This window comes from Archangium sp. (genome assembly GCF_045802675.1).
Taxonomy (GTDB): domain Bacteria; phylum Myxococcota; class Myxococcia; order Myxococcales; family Myxococcaceae; genus Archangium.
In genome coordinates this window covers 104,069-117,576 of sequence record NZ_JBJMQO010000150.1, presented here as the reverse complement: position 1 = coordinate 117,576, position 13,508 = coordinate 104,069, and the positions used below count along the sequence as shown (strand labels likewise).

Annotated in this window: 13 protein-coding genes; 3 read left to right on the top strand and 10 right to left on the bottom strand. The window is 70.0% G+C overall.

All coding sequences use genetic code 11. From position 1 onward, the window contains the following. Positions 1–3: 3 nt before the first annotated feature. The 6 genes from ACJ8AN_RS42150 to ACJ8AN_RS42125 all read right to left on the bottom strand — a co-directional run bounded on the left by ACJ8AN_RS42150 (position 4) and on the right by ACJ8AN_RS42125 (position 5,564). Positions 4–1,053, bottom strand: a complete 1,050-nt coding sequence (locus tag ACJ8AN_RS42150) for a hypothetical protein (protein ID WP_407761305.1) — start codon at positions 1,051–1,053, stop codon at positions 4–6. Continuing rightward, positions 1,053–2,885, bottom strand: a complete 1,833-nt coding sequence (locus ACJ8AN_RS42145; RefSeq protein WP_407761304.1) for a DUF1549 domain-containing protein — start codon at positions 2,883–2,885, stop codon at positions 1,053–1,055. The genes ACJ8AN_RS42150 and ACJ8AN_RS42145 overlap by 1 nt, the downstream gene beginning before the upstream one ends. A gap of 83 nt (positions 2,886–2,968) precedes the next feature. After that, entirely contained in the window at positions 2,969–3,952 is a 984-nt protein-coding gene (locus tag ACJ8AN_RS42140) for a 2-deoxy-5-keto-D-gluconate 6-phosphate aldolase domain-containing protein (protein WP_407761303.1), read from the bottom strand. Positions 3,953–4,061: 109 nt separating this feature from the next. Further along, on the bottom strand, positions 4,062–4,217 hold the full coding sequence (locus tag ACJ8AN_RS42135; protein WP_407761302.1) for a hypothetical protein: 156 nt from the start codon (positions 4,215–4,217) through the stop codon (positions 4,062–4,064). Between the two features lie 32 nt (positions 4,218–4,249). Next, positions 4,250–4,717 carry a MaoC family dehydratase gene (locus ACJ8AN_RS42130; RefSeq protein WP_407761301.1) on the bottom strand — a complete coding sequence of 156 codons (468 nt, stop codon included), beginning with the start codon at positions 4,715–4,717 and terminating at the stop codon, positions 4,250–4,252. Between the two features lie 34 nt (positions 4,718–4,751). After that, positions 4,752–5,564: a dienelactone hydrolase family protein gene (locus ACJ8AN_RS42125; protein ID WP_407761300.1), complete on the bottom strand. Its 813-nt coding sequence runs from the start codon at positions 5,562–5,564 to the stop codon at positions 4,752–4,754. A gap of 81 nt (positions 5,565–5,645) precedes the next feature. Between ACJ8AN_RS42125 and ACJ8AN_RS42120 the strand changes: the two genes are divergently transcribed. Then, a complete protein-coding gene (locus ACJ8AN_RS42120) occupies positions 5,646–5,789 on the top strand; it encodes a hypothetical protein (protein WP_407761299.1) in 144 nt (47 codons plus the stop codon). Between the two features lie 51 nt (positions 5,790–5,840). Here the strand turns inward: ACJ8AN_RS42120 and ACJ8AN_RS42115 are convergent, their stop codons facing one another. Then, a complete protein-coding gene (locus tag ACJ8AN_RS42115; protein ID WP_407761298.1) occupies positions 5,841–6,914 on the bottom strand; it encodes a M35 family metallo-endopeptidase in 1,074 nt (357 codons plus the stop codon). 360 nt (positions 6,915–7,274) lie between these two features. Between ACJ8AN_RS42115 and ACJ8AN_RS42110 the strand changes: the two genes are divergently transcribed. Continuing rightward, entirely contained in the window at positions 7,275–8,363 is a 1,089-nt protein-coding gene (locus ACJ8AN_RS42110; protein WP_407761297.1) for an alpha/beta fold hydrolase, read from the top strand. A 14-nt stretch (positions 8,364–8,377) separates the two neighbouring features. On the opposite strand, the gene ACJ8AN_RS42105 is transcribed toward ACJ8AN_RS42110, so the two are convergent. Further along, a complete protein-coding gene (locus ACJ8AN_RS42105; protein WP_407761296.1) occupies positions 8,378–10,792 on the bottom strand; it encodes a YfhO family protein in 2,415 nt (804 codons plus the stop codon). A 109-nt stretch (positions 10,793–10,901) separates the two neighbouring features. Here ACJ8AN_RS42105 and ACJ8AN_RS42100 point away from each other — a divergent pair, with 109 nt between their 5' ends. Next, positions 10,902–11,495, top strand: a complete 594-nt coding sequence (locus ACJ8AN_RS42100) for a hypothetical protein (RefSeq protein WP_407761295.1) — start codon at positions 10,902–10,904, stop codon at positions 11,493–11,495. Between the two features lie 6 nt (positions 11,496–11,501). Here ACJ8AN_RS42100 and ACJ8AN_RS42095 read toward each other — a convergent pair whose 3' ends face one another. Both ACJ8AN_RS42095 and ACJ8AN_RS42090 read right to left on the bottom strand, forming a co-directional pair. Beyond that, the gene (locus ACJ8AN_RS42095) at positions 11,502–11,879 is read right to left on the bottom strand and encodes a YccF domain-containing protein (RefSeq protein ID WP_407761294.1); all 378 of its coding nucleotides are present in this window, start codon (positions 11,877–11,879) and stop codon (positions 11,502–11,504) included. Positions 11,880–11,897: 18 nt separating this feature from the next. Then, on the bottom strand, positions 11,898–13,493 hold the full coding sequence (locus ACJ8AN_RS42090; RefSeq protein WP_407761293.1) for a PQQ-binding-like beta-propeller repeat protein: 1,596 nt from the start codon (positions 13,491–13,493) through the stop codon (positions 11,898–11,900). Positions 13,494–13,508: the final 15 nt, after the last annotated feature.

The window sequence follows — 13,508 nt, the reverse complement described above, 5'->3', positions numbered from 1 at the left end:
GGCTCAGTAGGTGATCCACAGCGGGTGACGGATGAGCGCCGCGCAGACGCCAATCCAACCGAGGCGCGTGCTCTGCGCCTCGAGTGGCACATAGACCTGCTCGTACAGTTCCTTCGCTTCCGCGTCCGAGGGCGGCTGTCCGAGCATGCGCAGGTAGAGCGCGCGCAGGTTCTTCTGTACCGCCTCCGGGTTCTTCGCGGAGGTGTCGGCGAGCGTCACGTAGCGCAGCACCGCCGTGTTTCCCTTCTTGTCCACCGCGCGCGCGCACCAGGCCTGGGACATCTGGACCAGCGTCTGCGCGGCGGAGGGGCCGAAGCTCACGTCCTTCTTGCGGTACAGGAGCGAATTGCCGCCTCCGAGCGCCTCGAACCGCTCGACGCTGCGCGAGTCGGAGACGTATTGGGTCGAGATGCCGGGCGCCCAATCCCCAGGCCACACGAAGAGCTTGCCGCCATTCACTGTGTACGCGGTGTTGCGCCAGTTGGGATCCGTGGTGCTGACGAAGTCCTCGAGCGTGAGCCCGAGCTGATCCATCAGGCTCACCACCATCTCCTCGGCGGAGAGCCGGCGGACGGTGAACGCCTCCGGGTCCGGAGCCTCCAGCCGCGCGGGGGCGGCGGGCAGCTCGCGGATCCAGGTCTTCACCTGCTCGATGCTCAGCGTGGCGCGGCCGTCGGTGACGAGCTCCTCGTAGCGCTGGCCCGGCGGCATCTGGGGATAGCTACCGGGGGCGGTTCCCTCGAGCAGCTGGATCAGCAGGCTGTTCTCGGGGTCCCCGGGCTTCACGTACCGCTCGTCGTACACGAGCCCGTTCTCGAACGCGGTGAGCGAAGCGAAGAACGGCTTGTTGCCGATGAGGTGGCAGCCCTCGCACGCGGGCGCGAGCGCGAGCCGGATCTCATCGTTCTTGCCCGAGGGGGCGCAGCTCTCGCCCCCGTCCGTGCCCCCGTCCGAGCCATAGGAGACGTCCGGGGTCTTCTTGGTGCACGCCCCGGCGGTGAGCACGAGCGCGGCCAGCACGGCGGTTCTCAACATCCTGAGTGGCGTGCTCATCACAGGCCCCTCCGCAGTTCGGGCTGTTCGAAGAGGTAGCGGATGAAGGGCCTCAGCTTGCGGTCGCGTGCGACGAACTCCCTCGCGAGCTTGTCGATGAAGCGCTTCTCCGAGGCCGGGTTCAGCTCACGGCCGATGAACATCGAGTAGAGCTTGCGCGCGGCGCAGCGATCGAACTCGCCCGAGCGCACGAGCAGCTTTCCGAAGCCGAGCGGACCCATGGTGCCGTCACCCTGCACGCCGAGCAGCGTGTACGTGTCGGGCATCGTGTCGAGCATGATCGCCTCGGGATTGGCCGCGATCTGCTCGGGGGTGACGGGCGTCAACACGGTGTTGGGCAGGAACGCGTTCTTCCACCGGTAGCCGGGCGAGGTGCCGGTGTACGGATACTGCCCGGACAGCCACTCCTTCGTGATGCGCCGCTTGCCCATGCCCGGAATGAAGGGCCACGGGACGTAGTAGCTCTGGGCCGGATCGAAGTCCCACCGCTTGAACGAGATCGCCGCGGGATCCAGCGTCTTGTGGCAGTGCAGGCACGTTCCTCCCTTCGCGGGATCCGTCTCGTACGGAGGGAAGTGCACGTCCGCCGGAGGAGGCGAGAAGCTCTGGCAGGCGAAGATCTCCAGGAAGCGCGCGGCCCGGACGCGCTCGCGCGGGAACGAGGACAGCGAGCCGATCATCGTGAGCACCCCGGCGGCGGGAAGACCCTGGGGCGCCGCGGTCGTGGTGCGGGGATCGAAGCGGTACGTGCGATCCATGCTGCCGGAGGGCGCCCGGTTGTTGCTGAGCACGAGGTGGAAGGGCTCCAGGTCCTCGACCACGAACTCGCGCCACGCCTGCGGATCATTCGCCGTCGGGTGCAGCGGATCTCGCGGGGCGGTGTCCGCCTCCGGGCGCCACCAGGTCGTGTTCGCGTCCGATGCGGTGCTGCCCATCTGCCGGCCGAAGCGCACGTACAGCGCACGCAGCCAGTTGGTCCCCACCGAGTAGTTGCCGAGCACGAGGTCCGACAGCGGCCGGTCGTGCCACGCGAGGTGCGCGAACAGGCGCGCGGGCTCCTCGTACGGGTGGCGCCGCTGAACGCCGAGGTCGAAGTTGCTCGCGCTGCCCAGGCCGGAGAGCGGCGAGCACCACACGAGGTTCGGTCCACAGCCGCACCCGGCGGGCAGCGTGGGATCGTAGTAGCCGCCGGCCGCGACGCCGCAGTCGACCGGGTTTCCCTTGGCGTCGACGACCTGGGTGACATCGGAACCGGCCTTGCCGAGCACCTCGACCGTCGTTCCCGGCGCCCACCAGGGCTCGACCGAGTGCACCTCGGCCGCCAGGGGATTACCCGCTCCATCCAGGTCGTTGCACTGATTGACCGACTGGTTGCTGAACTCGTTCAGTTGGTAGTACGCGCTCGGGTGCTTGCTGCTCCCGGAGCACTTGAGCAGGTGGCCGGACATGTCGCCCTGGTACGCGTCGCCGGAAGCGCCGGTGGTGTACGCGCCCACGGAGATCCAATCGTGTCCGAAGTTCACCATGCGCTCGTAGAACTTTGGTGAGGCGAGCGCGTCATCGAGCGCGGAGCGCAGGAGCGTTTCCCGCGCTTCGGGCGTGGCCGCGGCCGCCATCGCCTCGTACTGCTCGAGGGTCGGCGTGGTTCCGGTGAGCCCGAGCACGATGCGCCGCAGCAGGCGCGTGTCGCTCATCGGATCGTTGGGGGACTCCTCCGTGGGAGGAGTCTCGGGACTGCATTGCTGGGCGTGCGCGTCGGCTCCACCGAGTCCGGAGATCACGAGCAACACCGTCAGCAGGGCCGCGCGCTTCGAGTGCCGATGCCAGTGCATCCGCGACACGCTACCGGATACACCCAGGAGATCAATCGTGGGTGCCCGCTACGAACGCGAGATCGGGTCTCCGCGCGTGTCACTCAGCTGGGAGACGCCTCCAGGCGAAGCGCCTCCGGCCTCCAGCTGGAGCGCTGGTACTCGGCGCCGAGCACCGCCTTGTCCCAGAGGATGAGCGCGCGCTGGAAGTCGTCGCGGATGCGCTCGGCGGCCTCGGACGCGGTGAGCTGGCGCTCGTGCAGGGCCCGGATGGTGTCCCCCCACAGCGTGCGGCCAATCGAGAAGCCGAGGAAGCCCGGAATGGGCGCGGCCATCCGCATCCACTGCTCCAGGCGCTCCCAGCCCGTGTTCCGCGCGAGCAGGATGCACGACACCTGCTCGCGGCCTCCCGCCCGGGCCTGCCGGGCCACGCGCAGACAGTCCACTGTCCGCTCCAGGCCCTCGAGCTTCCAGACGTCGGGCTCCACGCCACCCGCCTGCAGCTCGCTCATCGCGCGCACCAGGAGCGAGGGCCGCAGCTCGCGCTCGTAGCGCTCCAGGTCGTCTCCCACGGCGGCCAGTTGGGCCCGCGTCGCCGGCACCCGCAGCTCGAAGAGGAAGCGGCGCGCATGGTCTCTCAGCCAGTCCGTCAGCCGGGCGAGCCGCGCCACCTGCCGCGCATTCACCACCGCGTCTCCCTCGGGGTTGTAGCGCACCCGGGCCAGGGTGAAGGCCGGCTCGAACGTCGCCAGGTGCGCGCCGAAGTCCTCGCCGTACTCGAAGTCGAACTCGTCCTGCCCGCTCTTCTCCACGGACATGGCGAGCAGGATGCCCTCCTCGAGCGCATGCGTCGCCACGTGCGCCCCGTAGTGCTCATCCACCAGGATGCCCGCGCCCTCCATCCCGGCTCCCTCGCGGAGGGCCAGCCGGAAGCCGGTGTAGATGACGCTCTTCAGGTGGCGCAGCATGTCCGCCTCGTCGGCAGTGGGGGGAGCGGACAGCCCGAGCAGCGAGTGCTCGAGGGAATGCCGGTGGTCGAACGCGAGCAGGTACAGGTGGGGAACGGGTGGGGGTTGCAGTGTGGACATGACCGAAGGCCTCACGAGCGGGGATGCGCTCTCCCCGCACAAGGTGAGGCACGCCCCGATGCGAGGGCAGCCCAGGCGCAACCGGATGACGGGAGTGTCCCGGGGTCGCTCAGGCGCCCGCTCCGCTAGCGGGCACCACGGGTGAGGCCGTCTGGGACTGCTGCCGGGCCCGGGCGGCGAGGCGCGGGGCCATCACGAGCAGCCAGATCCACAGCGCGAGGATGACGAGCGAGGAGGTGAAGGAGGGAATCTCGGGGCGCGACATCCTGCGCGGGACACACGCCCCGGCGGGTCGGATTACGCGCTCATGAACCGGTAGAGCACCTCGGCGGCGCACGCCGGCTTGGGCTGGCCCTCGACCTCGATGTTCGCGAGCAGGAGCGCCTCGACCCCCTTGGGGATGTCCTTGAGCTCCTTGAGCTCGATGCTCAGCCGGTAGCGCGACCCGGACTTGAGCGGCGCCGGGAAGCGCACCTTGTTCAGCCCGTAGTTGAGCACCAGCGCGAAGCCCCGCACCTCGACGATCTCGAAGAACAGCCCCGCGATGCGCGAGACGCTGAAGTACCCATGCGCGATGGGCACTCCGAAGGGCGACTCGCGCTTGCACCGCTCGCGGTCCACGTGGATCCACTGGAAATCGCCCGTGGCCTCGGCGAAGCGCACGATGTCCTCATCCGTGAGCGGCTTCCACTCGGAGGCGCCGAGCTGCTGTCCGGCTACCGCCCGAAGTCCGTCGAGACCCTCGATGATCGTCTTGTTGGCCATGGCCCGCCCATAGCACGGATGGGAGGTTTGGCGATCAGCCCAGGTGGGCCGCGAAGAACGTGAGCGTCCGGGCCCACGCGTCGCGCGAGGCCGTGGGGCGGTAGTTGCCGCGCGTATCGTTGAAGAAGGCATGCGGCGCGCCCGAGTAGATGTAGTGCTCGAAGCGCTTGCCCTGCTGCTTCATCGCCTCGGCGAGCGCCGGCACCGCGCCGGTGATGTTGGGGTCGATCTCCGCGTACAGGCCGAGCACCGGGCACTGGATGCCCGCGAGCTGCTCGTGCGGGGGAGCACCGCCGTAGAACACGACGGCCGCGCCCAGCTCCGGGTCCACGCACGCCAGCCGCAGCGCGAGCGCCCCGCCCATGCAGAAGCCCACCGCGCCCACCTTGCGCCCCTGGGACGGGCCCTCGGTGAGCTTCGCCTGGGCCGCGCGCAGCGTGGCGACGTACTTGTCCCACGGCCTGTCCCGCGTGAGCAGCAGCGCCATCGTCTCCTCGAGCGACTTGCGCCGGGCCTCGGGCAGCGCCGCGAGCGCGGGGGCCCGCTGGGCCGCATCGAACCAGGCCGACTGCGGCACGGTGTCCAGGAAGGCCTTGACGTCCTCGACGCGCTCGGGCGACAGCGCGGCCGGCTTGCCACCGTGGGAGAAGAGGTCTGGCGCGAGCGCCGCGTAGCCCGCCCGGGCGAAGCGCTCGATCACGTCCTGGATGTGCTCGTCCACACCCCAGACCTCCTGGATGACGAGCACGCCGGGCAGCGGCTCCTTCGCGGCCGAGGGGCTGCAGAAGTACCCCTGGGCTTTGGCGTCACCGACGTTGAGCTCGAGCCACTCGCTGCGCAGTTTCATCGTTCCCTCCCGCAATGTGTGAACTGGGGCGGGATTGATACCCTACAATGGAGCGACGCAGGGGGTTCTCGGGAGGACGACATGTTGTGGGAGTCGCTGATTGGCATCGTGGTGTTCATCGTCCTCGTCCTCCTGCTGGGGCCGGAGTGGTGGAGCTCGAGCCTCGGCACCTTGAAGGACAAGGACAAGAAGAAGGACCCGACGCCTCCCAAGTCCGACGAGTGAGGGGGCACACCCGGGGCCGCTCGCTCCGAGCCCCGGGCGCCCGCCATCCGCCTACTGCTGGGAGGGCGTGTTCTCGGCGAAGTACTCGTGGCTGTCCGCGTTGTCGAGCGCGGAGGCCGGGTCGGAGATCGCCAGGCTCTTGGCGCCGCTCTGCCCGTAGACGTGGTCATCCGTGCCCGCCACCACCGTGAAGTGGCTCATCTCGTGGATGAGCGTGCCGCCCTTGGAGTCGGTGCCCGTCATCGGCGCAGACCAGAAGGCGTTGCACACGTAGATGATGTACGGCTGGTTCGGGTACACGTACGCGTAGTAGCTCTTCTTGCACTTGCAATCGACGGTGACGGGCTTGGCGTCGAAAGCGTCCTTGATGGCGGTGAAGTGGCTCTTCGCGGTGCCCCAGCCGCTGCTCGAGTAGGCGCCGAACCAGGTGGTGTAGCGCGGCGTGCCCGAGGGCGTGGTGGTGTTCAGGTAGCTCGACGCGCCGTTCGCCATGGTGCTGGCGGCGTTGAGCGCCTGGAGCACCGTGGACTGCTGCGTGGTGGTGCAGTTGGTGTACGAGATGCTGCTGGTGAGCTGCGTCACCGGGCCGTCCGAGGGCTTGGTGCTGGCGCGGCCTTCAACCCACAGCGTCATGTCGTTGGACTGGAGCTTCTGCGACGCCACCTCGAAGCGCACGCCGTAGATGCCGGTGCGCGACAGGTCATACACCTCGCCGAGGTCCACCGTGCGCGAGAGGCTCTCGCCGGGGGCCAGGGTGAGGAAGTCCTTCTCGGTCGCCGCCGGGCGCTTGTAGTGCGGGCCCGTGAAGGCCACGGCCTCGCCGTTGAGCGTCACCTCGAGCAGCGCCTCCTCGAGGCCGTCCACCGGCGTGTTCCACTTGAGCAGCTTCACCGGGTGGCGCGAGTCGTTGGTGAGGGTGATCGTCACCGCGACCGTCTCGCCGGCACCGAGCGTGGCCTTGTCCGAGGAGATCCGCACCGACACGTCCCGGGCGGAGAGCTCCTGGCTGCTCCGCGCCACCTCCACCTGGGCCTCGTCCGCGGGCGCACCGCACGCGCTCACGAGGGATGCGCTCACGAGCCAACCGGCCATCCACTTGAAACCGCCTCGAACGTTCTTGCTCATGTGGGGACTTCCTTTGCTTGGGGGGATTCCGCTGCCCACCGTTTGAGCAAGACCCGAGCCATGTCCCCACCCACGAGGGAACGCGGACTTGGCGCGGTGGCTCCGCGGGCCTGGAGCGCCGAGGCTCCACCCCGGGGTGCACGGGAACGTAAAGAGGCGTTACGGCCGGGGGTCCTTTCTCCTGTGACACCAGGGGTTTCGCGAGGGCCACGGGAGTGTCCCGGAACAGGACAGGGATGATCGCTTTGGACTCACCCCCCGGGCGCCATCCAGGGATGGGGCGCGACCGCCTGGTGGAGGCTTCGAGCCGTTCGCCCGGGGGAGGGACTCCGGGCCCGGGAGGGGCGCCATATTGAGGCCATGAATACGTCGAGAGCCCAGCGCCCACCCCGAACCCCGGCCTCGGGGTTGGCCTTCTTCCTGGGCCTGCTCACCAGCCCCGTCGCCGCCTTCCTGGCGGTGGCGGCCGTGCTCATCGGCGCGACGCCCTCGGGCTGGGGCTATGTCGTGGGCGCGCTCGTCACCTCGGCCGGGCTTCTCTCCAAGCGCTGGCGGAGGTGGCGGGGGCTGACGCGGGTGGGGCTCGGCCTCCTGCTGCTCGTCGCCGGGGCGCGGCTCCTCCTGTCGGACAGCAAGGGGCTGCATACGCTGCGGCTGCCGGACGAGGGACGGCGCTTCTCCAACCGCCTCGTCGATGAGCGCGACGGGACGCTGCTCGCGGCTCATGCGCTCCTGCTCTCGGGCCGGGTGCCTCGCTCGGATGCGCGCGAATTCGTCCCGGCGCTCGAGGGGGCCTTCACCCGGCTCCGCGAGGCCGAGGGCCCCATCGCCACACCCGCCATCGCGACCTGGCTCGGACTCCAGTCGCCCGATGCCTTCGATGCCGTCGTGATTCCCCCCGAGGGCACCGCCTCGCCCGAGGCCGCCGTGGTGATGCTCCACGGTTACGCGGGCAACTTCGCCGTGTACTGCTGGGAGATGGCGCGCTCGGCCCGGGCCATCTCGGCGCTCACCGTGTGTCCCTCGGTGGGCCCCGCGGGGGACTGGTGGACGCCCCGGGGAGAGGAGACGCTCGAGCGCACCTTCGCGTGGCTCGCGCGGCGCGGCGTCCGGCGCGTGTACCTCGGCGGGCTGTCCAACGGCGGGCTGGGCGCGAGCGTGCTCGTGGGCCGGGTGGCGCACCCCGGGCTGGAGCTCCGCGGGCTTCTGCTCATCTCGGGGGCTTCCTCGAAGGTGCCGCCGCCTCGCGTGCCGGTGCTGCTCGTCGAGGGCAAGCACGACACCATGATGCCCGCGCGCCTGATGCGGGACTACGCGCAACGCGCGGGCCGGCTCGCCACCTACGTCGAGCTCGACAGCGGCCACTTCGCCTTCCTCGACCGCTACGAGACGTGTGAGAAGGCCATCGCCTCGTGGCTCGTCGAGCGGGAGCGGACCGCGCGCCCGTGAGCCCGTGCGCCCGCTCAGCCCACCGGGTTTCCCGCCGCGGGTGCGCCGTGCCCCCGCCTGCGCTGCTCCACGAGCACCGCGAGCCCGAGCAATCCCAGGGTGCCGAGCGAGATGATGGCACCGAGCACCAGTCCGGGCGTGCGGTAGGAGAAGGAGACGCGGTGGGGGCCGGCGGGGACGCGCACGCCGCGCACCGCGACATTGGCCGGCAGGATGGGGGCGGGCTGTCCGTCCACGGTCGCGCTCCAGCCCTCGTAGAAGGCGTCGTTGAGCACCAGCACCGCGGGCTGGCGCGCGTCCACCTCGAGCTCCACGGACTCGGGGGCGTAGTGGGCGATGCGCACCTGCCCGAGCCCTCCGGTGCCCGTGGGCGCCGCGTCCGCCGGGGTGCCGGGTGCGCACTCGAGGACCACGTCCTGCCCGGGATGGAAGTCCTGCACGAGGATGAACTCGAGCGCGGTGCTCGGGTCCGCCACGCAGCGGGGCGAGGCCAGGTAGGCGCGGGGGAGCATGCGGGGAATGCGGATCAACACCGCCCCCACGAGGGAGTCCTCGGCGAGGACGAACTTCCGGTTGCCGCCTCCTTCCGTGAAGGCCTTCGCGTCCATGGTGAGGTAGCGCGTGTGGTAGAGGGCACCGAGGCGGTCCACGAAGGCGTCGCGCAGGTGGCCGAGCCACATGATGCTGACGAACCGGGAGGAGGCGGCGGGGAGGTAGGCGCTGGCGTTCTCCAGGTTCCAGAGGCCGGGCGTATTCGGCTCGAGCGTGGCGGCGAGGTTGAGCGTCAGGGCGTCCACGTAGCTGAGCCCCTGGGGCACCTGGCGCGGCGAGATGATGTCCACCCCTCCGAAGACGCGCGGCCGGATACCGTCGGGCGGGTTCGCCGAGTCGCGCAGGATGGTGTCCACCATCGCGGTGGGCTGCTCCAGCACCTCCGAGTACGACACCTGGTACGTCTGCTCGTTGACGAGGTAGAGGACGGCGAACTGGAGCGCGACGAGGGCCGCCGTGCGCGGCATCGGCTGCCGGGCCAGCAGCAGCACCAGCCCCGTCGCGCCCAGCGTGCCCGCCGCGACCCCGGCGCCCTGGATGACGTTGCCGTGGAGCATCTCCTGCACCCGGGCAATGGGGTCGTCCCAGAGGGCGCCGATCACCCCGCCGGAGAACCAGCGCCCCTGCCACTCGCCCAGCGCGAACACTCCACAGGCGAACGCGAGTCCGAGGCCCACCTGTCCGAGCCGCCGTGCCAGGGCGTCATCGCGCAGCACGGCCTGGAGCCCCGCGCCCGCTCCCAGGGCACAGGGGAACAGGACGTAGGGCATCAACTTCTCCGGATAGCGGAAGGACTTCCAGAGGGGGACCCAGTCGTAGAACCACTCGTAGAGCGGCAGGTTGCGCGCCATGGACAGGGCGAGGATGGCGAGCGCGAGTCCGGCCACCTTCCAGGTCAACGGATGACGCCGCCAGGTCCAGAGGGCAGCGCCCAGGAGCAGCAGGCCCGGCAGCCCCATGTACTCCGAGGGCACCCAGAGGCTGCCCAGGGGCGAGAGCAGCAGCTCACTGGCCAGCGTGCTCGAGACCTCCGCTCCCGTGCCGGGGTTGATGAAGATGGGCCCGAGGAGGAGCTCGACGAGCCGCAGGGGGTGGAACGAGAAGCGGGTGGCGACGAGGATGTCGGGCGCGTTGGGGGAGGCGTTGCGCAGGGTGGGGAGGACGCAGACGAGCTGCACCGCGCACAGCAGCGCGCCGAGCACGATGAGCAGTCCGGCCCGGGGTGCCACCTTCCGCGCGCTGGCGCGATCCGGGCGCAGCAGGATGAGCACCAGCAGCATGCCATTGCACAGCGCGAAGCTCTGCGGATCCCCACAGAGGAGCACGAGGCACAGCGCGAGGGCGGCGGGGGCGGCGCGGCGGGCGGAGGGCTCGCGCAGGAAGCGCTCCGCGCCCCAGAGGGCCCACGGGAAGGTGGAGGCCGCCATGAGGTAGAGCAGGTTGTTGCTGATGCCCACCATGTAGCCGCCCAGCGCGTACGTGAGCCCCGCGAGCAGGGCGGGCCCCCGCTCCAGGCTCCAGAGCCGGGCGAAGAGGTACGTACCCCCCAGCGCGGCCACGTAGGACAGCAGGGTGATGAGCTTCAGCGCCGTCCCGAGCGGCAGCAGCAGGTAGAGCAGGTTGGCCGGGTGGAACACCCCGGAGATGAGCATGCCCGGGAAGGGCTCCCCCAGGCCGTCGTAGGGGTACCAATCCGGGAACTGGAACTGGGACACGCGCTCGGCCCAATACTTCTTCAGCGGGTAGTAGACCCGGAGGATGTCGCGCGCGATGAAGATCTGGTCCGTGAAGCTCGCCCGGTGGAAGTAGAGCAACGGGAGGGCGAAGGCGGCGGCCACGACCGAGAGGCGGGTCCTGTCCTGCGGGGAAGGGGACATTGCCGGCGCATCAACCTCCGCCACCCGGAGGCAGTCAACCCCGACTCCGCTTGAGGCGGACGGCGGGGTACTCGAAGATGGCGGCGCTTCCCCCCACCCCGAGACGACCATGCCCCGCGCCGCGCTGCTCCTCGCCTTCTGGCTGTGTGTCCTCGTTCCTCGAGTGGCCCGCGCGGATGGCGACTTCGTGTCCAGCGTCCAGGAGTGGTTCTCCAAGCTGGGCAAGCCGAAGCCGCCTCCCGAGGATGATCTGGGCGCCCGCAACACCTTCACCATCAACCCGCTGGCGCTCAAGCACGCGCAGCTCGGCGTCGAGTACGAGCGGGCCTTCGGCAAGGGCCTCTCCCTCTACGTGGGGCCGGAGTTCGCCTATGGCCGCACGCCCGAGGCCTGGAAGCTGGCGCTGGCGGGGACGCTCGGCACGCGGCTCTTCGTGCTCGGGAGCGCGCCGAGCGGCATCTACTTCGGCCCCGAGTTCAGCGTGAACTACCAGCTGCGCTCGCAGAACCACGTGCGGCGCGAGGCGTACGGCTTCGGGCTGGGCGGGACGGTGGGCTGGACGCTGGTGCTCTTCAACCGCTTCACGCTCGCGGCGGGCTTCTCCGCCCAGTACCGCTCCATCCCGGATGTCGAAAGCGAGGAGGGGAGCGTCAGGGTGGAGATCATCCCCACGCCCCGCCTGGCCTTTGGCGTGGCCTTCTGAGGGCCGCTACGGCGCCTCGCGCACGAGCTTCCCGAAGGGCGCCAGGGCGAGCATCGCCAGCTTCACGTGCTGGATGGCGAAGGGAATCCCGATGAGCGTCACCGCGAGCGCCAGGGCGAGCGCGATGTGGCTGAGGAAGATCCACACCCCGGCGATGACGAGCCAGAACACGTTGAGCACGCAGCCGATGGCGCTGGCGCCCGGAGCGTCGACGATGTCCTTGCCGAAGGGCAGCAGCCCGAGCCCGGCGAGCTTGAAGCACTGCACGCCGAAGGGGATGCCGACGACGGTGAGGCACAGGAGGAGGCCGCCGAGCAGGTACTCGAGCCAGATGATGAAGCCGCCTCCGAAGATGACCCAGAGGATGTTGAGGATCGGTCGCATGGGGGCAGCTTAACGCGCTCAGCGCAGGCGCAGGCCGTAGATCCACTCGCCGCGTGTGGCGAGCACGGCCATGTCGCCGAACACGGCGGGGGAGGCCTCGATGCCGCCCTTGAGCTGGACGGAGTGCAGCTCGTCCCCGGTGCGCCCGTCGAGCAGATGCACCTGTCCGCTGATGTCGCCCTGGAGGATGAAGGTATGGCCCTGCTCGTCCTTGCAGGCGGTGGGGGAGGACCAGGCGAAGTGCTCCAGGGGCTTGCGCCAGAGCTCCGCGCCGGTGGCCTTGTCGAGCGCCACCATGAGGCCGCGGGTGAAGTCCGGGCAGCGCGAGAGCGTGAAGACGACCTGGCTCGAGGTGTCCCCCGTCCCCACGAGGGGCGTGGCGAAGACGCCCGCGTCGATCTTCTTGGGCTCGCGAGCGCCCTGGCACGGATAGGCGCGCTCCCAGAGGACGCGGCCGGTGAGCCCATCCAGCTTGCGCAACCACGAGCGGCCCTTGGGGCCCGTCTTGTCCACCTCGGTGCCCGTGTAGAGGACGGGCCGGTCTCCCTCGAGCTCCACCGCGAGACTGGCATCGGTGTCATCGCCCGCGGCGAAGGCCCACACGGGCTTGAAGGTTTTCAAGTCGAGCGCCTGCAGCGTGCCGCCGTTGTCGGCGAAGAGGGCGAGGTTGCCCACGATGGAGAGGGAGTTCTCGATGCCGTAGTGCGCGGTGCCGGGGGGCGCGTAGCGGTAGCGGAGGATCTCCGGACGGACCTTCAGCGTGAGCGCGATGGAGTCGAAGTCGGTGTTGAGGCGCAGGACGTAGAAGAGGCCATTCTCCCCGCCCACGATGTAGCTGTCGGTGGCGCGGTTGAGCAGGCCCGAGCTGTCGAAGGCGCCCCAGCCCTTGCGCGGCGATTCGGCGTCGCGCCCGGGGAGGAAGAAGACCTCCTGGTGGGTGATGAGGTTGTAGGCGCGCAGACCGATGGGCCTGCTCTCGGGGATGCCCTGGCCGACGAAGAGGAGGGGGTAGCCGCGAGGATCCAACGACACACTGCCCTTGATGGGGTTGCCGGTGGAGAGGGGGCGGCGGGTGGGGCGGCCGGTGCGCAGGTCGAGGAAGTACACGGAGCCGTCGAGCGAGCCCTGGATGACCTCGACGAAGCCCTTCTCGAAGCGGCGCGAGCCGAGCCGGCCCATGGAGTGACGGATGACGTCGGGCCACTGGACGATGGCGGGCTGGCCGGTCCACCCCGCGCCTCCGCCCCAGTGCCCGCGGCTGCGGCCGGTGGTGGCGATCCAGGCGATCTCCAGCTTGTGCTCGCGCAGGGGGCAGGTGCCCCAGGCGCCGCCGGTGCGCAGGGGGCCGCCGCGGAAGGTGAAGACGCCGGGGATGTCCGAGTAGCGCTCGGGGAAGAGCTGGGTGAGGCGGGGAGGCGGCGTGTCGAGCACCGCGCCGGCGAACATGACGCTGTGGTCGAGCGCGGTCCCCTCCGTCTGGAACTCGAAGGCGCGGGGCGCCGGGCGGGAGACGGAGTCCGAAGCGAGCGCGGAGAACGGCAAGGCCCCGAGCGTGGCGAGGAGCACCGCGCACCACGTCTGTCGTCTCGAGGGCTGGTTCAGGGGGGCACGCATTCGGGCAAGGCCCGA